The organism is Paenibacillus anaericanus, assembly GCF_003994475.1.
Classification (GTDB): Bacteria; Bacillota; Bacilli; order Paenibacillales; family Paenibacillaceae; genus Fontibacillus; species Fontibacillus anaericanus.
Genome location: NZ_RZNY01000001.1, coordinates 255831 through 267529, shown reverse-complemented (window position 1 = coordinate 267529; position 11699 = coordinate 255831). Strand labels below are relative to the sequence as shown.

Annotated in this window: 17 protein-coding genes and 1 pseudogene; 17 read left to right on the top strand and 1 reads right to left on the bottom strand. The window is 42.9% G+C overall.

Annotation, left to right across the window (positions count from 1 at the left end; all coding sequences use genetic code 11):
• A complete protein-coding gene (gene efeO, locus EJP82_RS01385; protein WP_127190216.1) occupies positions 1 to 903 on the bottom strand; it encodes an iron uptake system protein EfeO in 903 nt (300 codons plus the stop codon).
• A gap of 198 nt (positions 904 to 1101) precedes the next feature.
• On the opposite strand from efeO, the gene glpK reads away from it, so the two are divergent.
• From glpK to EJP82_RS01300, 17 genes and pseudogenes are all read left to right on the top strand, one after another.
• Positions 1102 to 2592: a glycerol kinase GlpK gene (glpK, locus tag EJP82_RS01380; RefSeq protein ID WP_127190215.1), complete on the top strand. Its 1491-nt coding sequence runs from the start codon at positions 1102 to 1104 to the stop codon at positions 2590 to 2592.
• 127 nt (positions 2593 to 2719) lie between these two features.
• A pseudogene (locus EJP82_RS01375) lies at positions 2720 to 2872 on the top strand (LuxR C-terminal-related transcriptional regulator); the annotation flags it as partial.
• A 71-nt stretch (positions 2873 to 2943) separates the two neighbouring features.
• Positions 2944 to 3204, top strand: coding sequence for a hypothetical protein (locus EJP82_RS01370; protein ID WP_127190214.1), 261 nt, complete (start codon positions 2944 to 2946; stop codon positions 3202 to 3204).
• 683 nt (positions 3205 to 3887) lie between these two features.
• Positions 3888 to 4067 carry a hypothetical protein gene (locus tag EJP82_RS01365; RefSeq protein ID WP_127190213.1) on the top strand — a complete coding sequence of 60 codons (180 nt, stop codon included), beginning with the start codon at positions 3888 to 3890 and terminating at the stop codon, positions 4065 to 4067.
• Between the two features lie 48 nt (positions 4068 to 4115).
• Entirely contained in the window at positions 4116 to 4595 is a 480-nt protein-coding gene (locus EJP82_RS01360; RefSeq protein WP_127190212.1) for a hypothetical protein, read from the top strand.
• A gap of 80 nt (positions 4596 to 4675) precedes the next feature.
• Positions 4676 to 5302, top strand: a complete 627-nt coding sequence (locus EJP82_RS01355; RefSeq protein ID WP_127190211.1) for a hypothetical protein — start codon at positions 4676 to 4678, stop codon at positions 5300 to 5302.
• Positions 5303 to 5497: 195 nt separating this feature from the next.
• Positions 5498 to 5752 carry a hypothetical protein gene (locus EJP82_RS01350; RefSeq protein WP_127190210.1) on the top strand — a complete coding sequence of 85 codons (255 nt, stop codon included), beginning with the start codon at positions 5498 to 5500 and terminating at the stop codon, positions 5750 to 5752.
• Complete coding sequence (locus EJP82_RS01345) at positions 5736 to 6062, top strand: hypothetical protein (protein WP_127190209.1); 327 nt, start codon at positions 5736 to 5738, stop codon at positions 6060 to 6062. The genes EJP82_RS01350 and EJP82_RS01345 overlap by 17 nt, the downstream gene beginning before the upstream one ends.
• A 209-nt stretch (positions 6063 to 6271) precedes the next feature.
• Positions 6272 to 6625 carry a hypothetical protein gene (locus EJP82_RS01340; RefSeq protein WP_127190208.1) on the top strand — a complete coding sequence of 118 codons (354 nt, stop codon included), beginning with the start codon at positions 6272 to 6274 and terminating at the stop codon, positions 6623 to 6625.
• Positions 6626 to 6728: 103 nt separating this feature from the next.
• Positions 6729 to 7235 carry a hypothetical protein gene (locus EJP82_RS01335; protein WP_127190207.1) on the top strand — a complete coding sequence of 169 codons (507 nt, stop codon included), beginning with the start codon at positions 6729 to 6731 and terminating at the stop codon, positions 7233 to 7235.
• Positions 7236 to 7250: 15 nt separating this feature from the next.
• Positions 7251 to 7625, top strand: coding sequence for a hypothetical protein (locus EJP82_RS01330; RefSeq protein WP_127190206.1), 375 nt, complete (start codon positions 7251 to 7253; stop codon positions 7623 to 7625).
• Positions 7626 to 7644: 19 nt separating this feature from the next.
• Positions 7645 to 8322, top strand: coding sequence for a helix-turn-helix domain-containing protein (locus EJP82_RS01325; RefSeq protein ID WP_127190205.1), 678 nt, complete (start codon positions 7645 to 7647; stop codon positions 8320 to 8322).
• 11 nt (positions 8323 to 8333) lie between these two features.
• Positions 8334 to 8639: a hypothetical protein gene (locus tag EJP82_RS01320; RefSeq protein WP_127190204.1), complete on the top strand. Its 306-nt coding sequence runs from the start codon at positions 8334 to 8336 to the stop codon at positions 8637 to 8639.
• Positions 8640 to 8730: 91 nt separating this feature from the next.
• Complete coding sequence (locus EJP82_RS01315) at positions 8731 to 9120, top strand: hypothetical protein (protein WP_127190203.1); 390 nt, start codon at positions 8731 to 8733, stop codon at positions 9118 to 9120.
• Positions 9117 to 9428, top strand: a complete 312-nt coding sequence (locus EJP82_RS01310) for an HNH endonuclease signature motif containing protein (RefSeq protein ID WP_246053938.1) — start codon at positions 9117 to 9119, stop codon at positions 9426 to 9428. The genes EJP82_RS01315 and EJP82_RS01310 overlap by 4 nt, the downstream gene beginning before the upstream one ends.
• Positions 9429 to 9642: 214 nt before the next feature.
• Positions 9643 to 10017, top strand: a complete 375-nt coding sequence (locus EJP82_RS01305) for a P27 family phage terminase small subunit (RefSeq protein WP_127190202.1) — start codon at positions 9643 to 9645, stop codon at positions 10015 to 10017.
• Positions 9998 to 11689, top strand: coding sequence for a terminase large subunit (locus EJP82_RS01300; protein ID WP_127190201.1), 1692 nt, complete (start codon positions 9998 to 10000; stop codon positions 11687 to 11689). Before EJP82_RS01305 ends, EJP82_RS01300 begins: the two co-directional genes overlap by 20 nt.
• The last annotated feature ends 10 nt before the right edge of the window (positions 11690 to 11699 follow it).

Below are 11699 nucleotides of genomic sequence, written 5' to 3'. Positions count from 1 at the left end.
TTATACTCCTAGAAGCTTGCCCATGTTGGACAGGGGTTCGGCTAAAGCATCTAAATTCTGACTTAGCGTTCGAACGTCTTCTTCTGTAAGTTTGTCATATGTAACATAACCTTCTCCTTCTCTAAAGGGAGCCAGTTCTTTCTCAAGAGCAGCAAAGCGCTCTCCAATTTGTTTATCAAGTTCTGCGTCATTAGCCGCTAGTTGGGGTTTAAGTAGTTCATATATTTTGGCTGCGCCTTCTACATTGGCAGCGAAATCGTACAGATCAGTATGAGAGTACCGTTCTTCTTCACCAGTAACTTTTGAAGTGGACACTTCGTTTAGCAACTCAACGGCTCCTGTCACCAATAAGGAAGCATCAATCTCTACCGTTTCAACCTTGGCCCGTAGCAGCTTAGCATCGCTTAGTAAGCGATCGGCATATTCTTTCTGACCTTCGGTTGTTTTATCTTCCCAGAGTGCTTTTTCGATGCGGTGAAATCCGCGCCATTCAGCCGCTTCTACATCTCCATCCCGAGCATCAATGTTGGGATCAAGATCACCAAGAGCCTCGGCGATCGGTTCAATCCGTTCATAGTGCATGCGAGCAGGGGCATATAATGCTTTGGCAGTATCGATATCTCCACTATTTACAGCATCGACGAATTTTCCCGTTTGCGTAACGAAAGCATCGCATTCTTGAATCACGTAGCTACGATATTGGTCGATAGCCGCTTGGAAATCACTTTGTTGAACACTGGAATTGGCTGCTTCAGCGGTTTGGGCTGCCTCAGTAGTATCATCTTTAACTTCAATAGATGTGTTGTTTGTGTTATTGTTTGCAGTCTTGTTTTCAGAATTGCAGGCAGACAGTAATAGAGCCGTTGTAAGAATAGCAGCTGGTACAGCGTAACGATATTTCATTGAATACACCCCTTTTAATGGTTTTAATGGTATGGTCTGAATCTTATGTATAGTTCTATTTCCTGGGAATGATAATGATTATCACTTTCGTTTTCAATCATAATCGTAAGCTGAATAAGCGTCAATATAAATTATGATAAAAGTCACTGCTTTTTAGGTTAATATAAGAAATAAAATGATTAAGAACGGAGGGCTATAATGGAGAAATACATACTTGCACTGGATCAAGGAACGACGAGTTCACGTGCTATTTTATTTAATAAACAGGGAGATATTGTTCATGCTGCGCAGCGCGAATTTCCACAGTATTTCCCCAAACCTGGTTGGGTAGAGCAGAACCCGAATGAAATATGGGGTTCTATTCTAGCGGTTATTGCCTCCTGTTTGTCGGAGTCGGGAGTAAAGCCGAAACAGATCGCTGGTATCGGCATAACGAATCAACGGGAAACTGCCGTCGTTTGGGATAAAGAAACAGGGTACCCCATCTATAATGCGATAGTTTGGCAGTCTCGCCAGACGGCGGAGATTTGTGAAGAGCTTAGATCCGCAGGCTTAAATGAAGTGTTCCGTGAAAAGACGGGGCTATTAATAGATCCTTATTTCTCAGGAACGAAAGTGAAATGGATATTGGATCATGTGGAAGGAGCTAGAGATCGTGCAGTGAAGGGAGAACTACTCTTTGGTACGATTGATACATGGTTGATCTGGAAACTATCGGGAGGGGTTCTCCACGTAAGTGATTATTCTAATGCATCTCGAACTCTTATGTATAACATTCATGAACTACGTTGGGACGATGATTTGCTAGAACTGCTAAATATCCCCAAAGTGATGCTGCCAGAAGTTCGCCCCTCTTCTGAAGTATACGGGCAAACGGATCCACATCATTTCTTCGGTGAGGAAGTGCCAATCGCTGGGGCTGCAGGAGATCAACAGGCGGCATTGTTTGGCCAAACTTGCTTTGAAAAAGGCATGATCAAGACAACATATGGCACCGGCTGCTTTATGTTAATGAATACGGGAGATAAGCCCGTTTCCTCGCAGCATGGACTAATCACTTCTATCGCTTGGGGGTTAAACGGCGGTGTGGAATATGTACTAGAAGGCAGTATTTTTGTGTCGGGTTCTGCTATTCAATGGCTACGGGATGGTCTGCGGATGTTCCGTGATGCGAAGGATAGTGAAACCTACGCTTTACGGGTCAATTCCACAGACGGGGTTTATGTGGTTCCTGCTTTTGTTGGTCTAGGTAGTCCATATTGGGACAGTGATGTCAGGGGCGCTGTTTTTGGGCTGACACGGGGAACGACCAAGGAGCATTTCATTCGTGCTACCTTAGAATCACTGGCTTATCAGACCAAAGATATTCTGGTTGCAATGGAGAAGGATTCAGGAATTAAGGTAGGGACCATGCGTGTGGATGGAGGCGCAGTATCTAATGCATTTTTGATGAAATTCCAGAGCGATATCCTTGGCATACCGGTTGAGCGACCAGTTATTAGGGAGACAACATCCCTTGGAGCAGCCTATTTGGCGGGTCTTGCCGTCGGTTACTGGAATGATCGTGATGAAATCTGCCAGTCATGGAGTCTAGATCAACGTTTCGAGCCTAAGATGACAGTAGAAGTAAGGGATGAGCTGTATAACGGATGGACTAAGGCGATTCAAGCGGCTATGGCTTTTAAATAAAATAAGAAAAACCCCAAGCCCATTTTGTTTATGTAGCGCACCATTGCTAAGTGTTTTTCATAATATGTGTTGACTGTATCCCACCCTTGTTAAACCATAAAACCCGATCAAGGAGGGGTGACGCATTTTGAAAAGCAGCGATCGTAACAGCAAATTTCTGTTAACTCATCGTGAACGAGAAGTTTTCGAACTACTCGTGCAGGATAAAACGACACGGGATATTGCGGGCCAGTTGTTTATTAGCGAAAAGACCGTACGCAACCACATCTCCAATGTAATATAATTTGAAGCACACATCAAGTGATGCTTCTTTTTTTTATTGCATATACATTCTAATATGGAGGGATTTCGATGAACGAAATAAAGAAGGTGTTGGCTGAGGACGGTAGCGGTCTTTTGGTCCGCGTAGACGGGCAAGTAGAGCTTGGCGCTAATGTGTATAAAACCTGGCATCATGAAATTTGGACTGATCGGGATAAATTCGAGGCAGATATTACAGAGGAAAGGCTTGAAGATGGCCAGCATATCTACTGTTGTAACCTCGCGGGGTTTACTGATGAAGATGCTCTCCAGTCATTCGAACGACGTGAATCACTAATGGCACACAATTAATCTTTTAATCATAAAGAAAATAATAAGAGAAAAATAAGAAATACCTATGAGTTGCACACTCGTTTATAGGTTATTCTTATAACATGGAGAATAAAGAAGAGAGCAACACCCGACACAATCATATGCCTGTTTGACGGTGGTAGGTTGCATTGAGCGTAAAGATTCCTACAAGGAACCGCAAAGGTAGAACAAGCGGGTTTAATGTTCTCGTCACTCTCCTAAATTACCTCACTATATATTGTGTGCAAACTTTATGTAGGAGGATGGCCTTGCACGGGGCACATACCGCGCTCCAACATACTAACGTGGTGTAATGGGTAACATGTGCGGTCGCCAACTGCAAGCTGCTGGTTCAATCCCGGTCGTTGGTTTTAGTTAGTCGGTAAATGATGTGGTGGCGGAATAGGTAGACGCTTAAAGGAGCTGTAAGTTCCTATGCTTAGCTTGCCATCTGGCATGTAGCATCCGCTTCGATTCGGGACATGCAAGGTGCAAATCCTTGTCCACATCTTAATACTATGAGGGTTTCGCGTTTGTCGGTGCTGTTTTCCCTCTTCAAAAAGCCTGAACCGATATCTTGAGCAAGGTTTATCCATTCACTACTCAAGATTAAGAGAATGGACAGGCGCATTGGCGGTAGGCGCGATAAATTACCGCTCTTTATTATGTCTGGAGGTATGCAAATGTTTGTCGATCAAGAAACAGGTAAATCAAAGCGGCCTACAACAGATAAATGTACGATTTGTAACGATCCAGATCCACAACAGCATACAACGCTAGGCGCTTCATTTTGTGAAACGTGCTGGGAGATCATGAAGACTGGCGATGAAGATGCGTTGGGAGAACGGATTGTTTGGGAATAGCAGGTAATTGACTCCTTGTGTCGAAATGTGAGGCATGGAGGGGTGAATATGGTTATTCAATGGACGACACTATCAAATGTTCTTTTAGTTGCTACTGCAATTACAAGTGCCTTTGCAGCTATAAAGAGTGCAAATGCAGCTAGGGAAAGCTTATTATTCAATAAGGAACAAATCAAAAAGCAGGAAGAAGAACAGGAATATATTTCTGCGATATATCTTGAACGCGTAAAAAAAGACGTTAAATATTTACATGATGCAGTAGTGGGTCAGTATTCAAGTCTTGACGTTACAACTTTAAAATATGCGAAGTTAATCGCACTGCCATCTCCAAGTGAAATGGCGAAATATCTACCAGACAAAAAAGATCATATTACAAAAATATTTGAACTATATAATGATTACTACAGTAAGTACTGGTTCAAAGATGGGGAATTTAGCACTGAAATGTATGATAAGTACCAATCAAATGTTAGACAAGAATCATTTAGGTTGGGTAGTGAGATTATGGAATATATAAATAGGCTATAACACACTAACGGGTGCTGTACTTTTGAATCAAGAGGGTATTCCTTTCAAAAGTCGAATCACGATCTCGAGGGGGGAGATATTTGGTAGATGTATTGCTAGACTTAGTAAAAAAATCAAGTGTTACTGACTGGATTCAGGCTCTGGGTTCAATTGCTGCTATTTTTATTGCTTATGTGTCTTTAGTCGTTTCTAAACGAGCTATAGATACTGGGGTCATAACGCAGCTTCGTGTTACAAGAGTTACATTCAATTTAGAAACATCCTCAGGACCGGAATTTGTTGTTATGGTTGCTAATTCAGGGCACAGTGATGCATTTGAAATTAAAGTGCAAGGTTATTTTATCAAAAATGTACAACGGGTAAATGTTATGGAGAAGTCATATAAATACTATGACACTATAAAACTTGATCTGATTGGACGCACAGAAATGAAATCTGGTGACACATGTGTTTATTCAATAACACAAGACTCTTATTTTTCATTTGACGCTAAAACTTCATTGATACTAACGTATGAACTGGCAAGCGGGACTGTTATTAAGCGATATTGGAAATTTAATGCCGATCGCTCAAAAACAGACGATAGATTTGTAAAGATGACGCCGTTCGAAATTAAAAAATTCAAGATACATAGAGCTTGGCTAAATATTAAGCACCCATTTGTGATTATTCATAAAAGTTTAATCTTCAAAAAACGAAAAAATTAAGTCGCTCAAATGAGCGGCTTTTTCTTTAGTCCGAAAGGAGCATCTAATGAAACAGTTCATACATGACATGATCCACATGACCGAAGGTGAAAAGTTAATCAACTATTGGTGGTTATATTTAATAATTATACTTATCGCTCTCCTATTTTATTGGGGAGCTCATTTTATAAAGAAAGGGTGATTAATTTGGAAATCATGATTGTTAATATCACACCGGAAGTAGCCACTTTGTATGTAGATTCATGTCACTATGGTTCAGTCGTAGTACGAACAAAATTCACTCTTGTTATTAACGAAGGGGATTTAAAAGCTAAAATCGACATGGCTTTGGACGATGCTCAGATTATAAAACATAACACAACGAACAGACTGGTTCCTGACTACGAAGCATCTGTTAGAGTAGCGCTCTACGAACTCTTGAAGGGACTAGTGAATGATGAGCAACCTTAAAATTTATTGCAATGCCGGTTGTCAGAAGGAGTTCGAGGTTAAGTCATTTAAGACCGCGAAGCTGCCAGATAAGGTTGAGAAGACATACTTCAATTGTCCGCATTGTGATCATGAATATTTAGTGCATTACACTGACATTGAGATCCGAAAGCTTCAGGCACGAATCAGACGTGTGCAGAAGAGGTTCGCGGATCCTAATGACAATCACGAGGATGCTGCGAGAAAAGAAGCAGAGATTCAGGCGCTGATTAAAGAGAAGATGGATGCGTTGAGGCTAGAGGTTGAGGGGGAAGGTGGACTGAATGGGTAAGGCCGATCAATGCAGACTTAAAGATATACAGAGTGTTTCAAATTCCTGGATAGGCGGATACACAAACGGCGATAGCGCTATGCATGAAGTTAATAAGATAATGTCAAGAAAGTATATAGAAGCAGCTAACGCGCAATTCGTGGACATGGACACCGGGAAAACGACCTACATTGGGCCTGCGTTGTTAGAGTTCGGGAGATAACGAAAGGGTGAACCAAATGGATAACGCGCACAACATACAAGACGACTCACGACAAAACATGATTGACTGGAACGTGAAGAAAGGGTACTTGATGAGTGAATCGGAACCAAGGCGTACAGAACTTATACTCGTGATTGGAAAGAATGTGGAACAGGCTAAATTCTTATGGAGACTTGTCCGGGACAAACATCCAAAGGATGCGAGAGTAAAGTTTGTAGGCAGGAATCCCACCTTCTTGGATGGACTAAATCATGAAGCGATGCTTATAGTTCTCATAGGTCAATGGCAGCTTAATCCCGTGGCGACATGCAGTCATGTTCAGTGGTTTGAAAAGCTCGGTGCCCGAGTTATTATCGAGTAAAGAGACGGTGAATGAATTGAAAAGAAAAGTGTTAATCACGGCAGCTGCTCTTGCTGTCTTATTTGTGTTGGTAGGAACAACAGAGGACGAAAGGATGATTTGAATGATAGCACCAGACAGAATTAAAGAAGCGCAAAGAGAGTTGAGCTCGGGAGCATCTACGATTAATCAGATTAAAGATGAGTTGGGACTTGATCCTATAGAGGATGGCGACAGGTATATGTGTTCGTTGTCGGAGTATCTTCCTATCAGCAAGGATGTTGAATTAAAGATGAAATACTTGGAACGTCTCGAAGTGTTGAGAAGAGAATCCTCAATCCAAAGCGGACGAAAGTCTTTCGAGGATCGTATCGAGAAGGTGTTAGATAGCATTGAAGATGATCTTGGGTTGAGTGAACCGAAGCCATTGAATGTTGGGAACTTGACGGTTAATATCACAGCCAGAACAACTAAAGAGTTCGACGAGGCATTAGAGAGGATCAAAGCGGCAATGGCTGATGGCGGCAAGATTCTATCTGAAGCAATGAACAACATAACTTTATTTGTAGCAACCGAAGAAGGGAATCTTCGTGGCGTTGTATCGAGTGAAGAAAGCGAGATTCGTGCATGAGGAGGTTTAATCTAAATGTATATCGACAATGATATTTTTTCCGCTGTTATCGTGGCAGCTAAAGAGTTGTATCCCGAGATTGATGCTCTAATACACTGGGACCCCACGTTATCAGGAGACGGGTTCAAAGAGAAGGTTGGCAGGGCATTGACATTCCAGAAGCCGTACTACGGGTATACTTTCTTTCCAAACGACGATATGGAGCCTATACCTATAGTGGGCATTTCTCCGCATATCAAGGTTACTGCAGCCGCGGAGGTGCTTGCACATGAATTCGCGCATGTGGTCGTTGGCAAAGATGCTGGACATGACCGTACGTGGTCTGATGCCTTTAGCGCTATTCACAAGCGAGCAAATGAGATCATGGTCAGAGTGATGGCGGAAGTTTAATTAACCGGAGGGGAGCGAGGTGGCAACACATAGAGTTAATAAGTCAGGTAAACATGCGCCACCGTTCACCCGAATCCTAAACGATTCGCTTCATGACAAACGCCTCTCATTCAAGGCTCGTGGATTGTTATCATACATGTTGTCCAAACCAGATAGTTTCCACTTTTATCTGGATGAACTAGTTAAACACACAACAGAGAAAAAGGACAGTATCCGAACAGGTATGAAAGAGCTGGAGCAACTGGGTTATGTACACAGATATCCAGTCAAGAATGACCGAGGAAAGATCATGTCGTGGGAACTTGATATTTACGAAAGCCCGTCGTTACGTCCACAATTGGGTTTTCCAGTTGTGGAAAATCCAACGCTAATAACTAATGATCTTATAATAACGAATGAAAAAGATTTAAACATATACATCGCTTTAGGAAATGAAGATCATCCATATATAAAAACCTATCTGAGATACTTCTTTGATAATAAACATAAGAAGCATATGAGAGTTACAGAAGAGCAATACACATCTATTAGAAAACAGATAGATCATCTGATCTCATATGACATCACGATAGAGCAATGGGAAGAGCAGGTAAGAGATCACTTTGATCATCTACCCAAGAGCAACAACGGGAATATCATAGCGTTCTTACATGCGTCACACAGACGCTTTGAGATAGGGCTATACGATCAGTTCTGAGGAGGAACTATATGCAAGAATGTAGGTGTAGAAAGTGCAATAAGCTTCTTGCTAAGATAGAAGGCAAAGCAGAGATTATATGTACCAGGTGCAAGGTGTTTAACGAGTTCAATGTACCAGAACAACTGGCCGATCAGATGGAAACAAAATGGTACGGCGATCAATGGAAGGTATTCCGAGAACATGCGCCTGTTGTAGTAGCTTGTTCTGAGTGTCTTCAACTATATGCCGATGGCTCAACTCATCGGTGCATGATGTACGATAATGCCATTATTACTAACACGAATGAGAAGCATTGTGAAAATAGTATTCGATGAACCAGAGACCCTAGAGGCCCAGTGTTCAGTATGCCAATCAAACGGCTGCTGAGTGCTGGGCTTTTTTTGTTGTCTGGAAATAGGAGGGAGAATGAAGACGATGTATGAACTAATTACAGATGAGCGTAAGCGTAGATGGTTGAAGCGTCATGGGTATAAGCCACTAACAGATGATGTAATACAGGAACTGTTGAGAGATGAAGCAAAGCCTTGGTATATGGACTTCGATAGGTTAAAACAAACCTTTCAGTTCTATCGCAGATACGGAAAGATGATCATGCCGTACAGCATCAGGTATTTGAATCAACGACCATTGGAGGAACTAAAGTTTAGGCACTACCGCAATATTAAGTGGCATACCGAACTAGGGAGAGTTTACTCCAAGTTCAAGCGTAGTTTCATAGGCAGGTGCTTAACCGATCCGTGGATATGGTTAGCGATCATGACCTACACATGGATACTCACTATCGTGTTCAAATGAAGAAGGTCAATCCTTTCTACAAGACAACGGCATGGAAGAAATGCAGGATTGTCATTTTAGAAAGAGATCATTACCTTTGTCAGCCATGTCTAAAGAAAGGGATCATCACAACGGCCAACACGGTCCATCACATCAAGTCATTAGAGGACTATCCAGAGCTTGCTCTTGATGAGGACAACCTTGAGAGCATCTGCCCTACATGTCACAACAAGGAACACCCGGAGAAGGGTGGCGGAAAGAAGAAAGAGCCTGAGAAGAAGCGTAGAGCGGTCATAGTGAAGGCTGAGGCTAACCTTGAGAGGTGGTGATTGTGCGATGTACATGGGATTCGCCGAAAAAGGCACGTCATGAGACGCATTTGAAGGGCGATTTGCGGCATTCTGCGTCGATTGCGGGGATTTTACCCGAAAAACGCGAACAGATGCCCCCCTGCCCTCGATTTTGGGCGACAGAGGCGCAGGGGACCGGAGAGCCCAATCGTTTTCGGCGTGGAGACATTTTTCTATACGAGGGGGGGGTGTCATGGAGCACAAACCAAAAAAAGAGATTAGACATCGATCCGCTAAAAAGTTATTTGAAATCATTATCAGTGAATTGGAAATCGACGACAATCTATCTGATCGGACGATCATGATTACGGATAATATGGCCTTGTTAGAGCAGCTGAAACAGCAACACATCGAAGATATTAAAGATCGCGGAGTTGTTGAGCTGTTTAGGAACGGAACGCAGGAAATATACCGACAGAACAAGTCCGTTGATGCGGTTATCAAAATAATTGAGCATCAACGGAAGCTGCAGGCTGAGTTAAAACTTACCCCTGCTTCGGATAGAAAGGTGTCCGGTGTTGTCAGTCCGGAAGGTGGCGAATCATCCGATGCTTTTACCACTTTCTGAGCCGCCTAAATTACAAACAAATCAATATGCTCTCGATGTAATAAACGGAAAGATCGTAACCTCTAAAAAGGTAAAACAGGCTTGTCAGCGTCATTTTAGTGACCTAAAAAAGCAAGGAACAGCCTCCTTTCCGTATGTTTTTAACGAAGAAATGGGCTACAGACCGATAGAATTCATCGAAAACTTTTGTAAACCTTCGATGGGTGACTTCGATCGACTAGAGTTACAGTCGTGGCAACACTTCATAATCGGGTCACTCTATGGTTGGGTGCATAAAGATACTGGGCTCCGTCGCTTCCGCGAGGGGCTTATTTTTATGGGGCGTAAAAATGGTAAAACGTCCATGGTATCAGGACTATCACTTTATGCCGCTTCTAAGGACGGGGAGAAGGGCGCCCGGGTTTATCAGCTTGCTAACTCAAAAGAGCAAGCGAGAGACATGTTTGACGAATGTAAGGCCATGATTAAGGCTTCCCCGTTGTTACGGAAGCATTTTGATGAGACTTTGCATGAGATACGTTTCAGACGAACAATGTCCAAGATACTACCTCTTGCTACTGATAGCAAAAAGCTAGACGGTAAGAATTGCAGTATGGGCGCCTTTGATGAAATTCATGAGTACACGAAGTACAAGTTAATCAATGTCATCAAGAACTCGACTGGTGCTCGCACTCAGCCGATGATCTTGTACATCACGACAGCGGGATATCAATTAGATGGTCCTCTCATGGATTATTACGGTAAGGCGGCTGATGTGCTTGATGGGGTCATACAAGCCGAACAAAGCTTCTATTTTATGGCCGAGATCGACCCTGAGGATGACGTAGAAAACCCAGCCAATTGGATAAAGGCGAACCCGAACTTGGGTGTCACGATCAAGATGGAGGATATGCTCAAGGAGTGGGAAGATCGCAAACATATTCCTGCTGAGCGGAACGACTTCATTACTAAGAGACTCAATCGATTCGTACAGTCAGACGAGCAGTCTTTCGTGGACTTTGAGATCATTCAGAAAAACAACGGATGTATCGATGAGAAGGAGCTTGAAGGTAAAGTCTGTATCGGTAGCTTCGATTTGTCACAATCAGAGGACTTCACCTCAGCCTGTATGGAGTTCCCATTGGATGACGGTAGAGTAGCTGTTATATCTCACTCATGGGTGCCGCAGCGCAAGGTTGACCTGGATAACGAAGGGCTACCATTTCATGAATGGAAAAAAGAGGGGCTTCTCTCTATTTGTCCTGGTAGATATGTAAAGTACGAGATGATCTATGACTGGTTCGTAAATCAGGCCAAGCGCTTCCACATTGAGCGAATTGGGTATGACCCGGCCAACGCTTACCGCTTAGTCGAGGATTTAAAAGCGTATGGATTTGAAACACTGGATGTTCGTCAGGGTCCAATGACGCTCAGTCCAGCACTGAAAGATGCCAAAGAGATGTTGATCGATGGCAAGGTGGTCTATAACAACAATCCTCTATTCCGTTGGTACCTCAACAACGTAAAGCTAGTTGAGGATTCGAAAAAGAACTGGATGCCAACAAAACAAGGTCGCTACCGTAAGATTGACGGTTTTGCGGCCTTTTTGAATGCCCATACGGAAGTTGTTAAGATGATGGCCGTCCCTACAGGCGGCGGAGACATACAGTTCATTTCCGTCAATGATCTTTGACCGGGAAAGG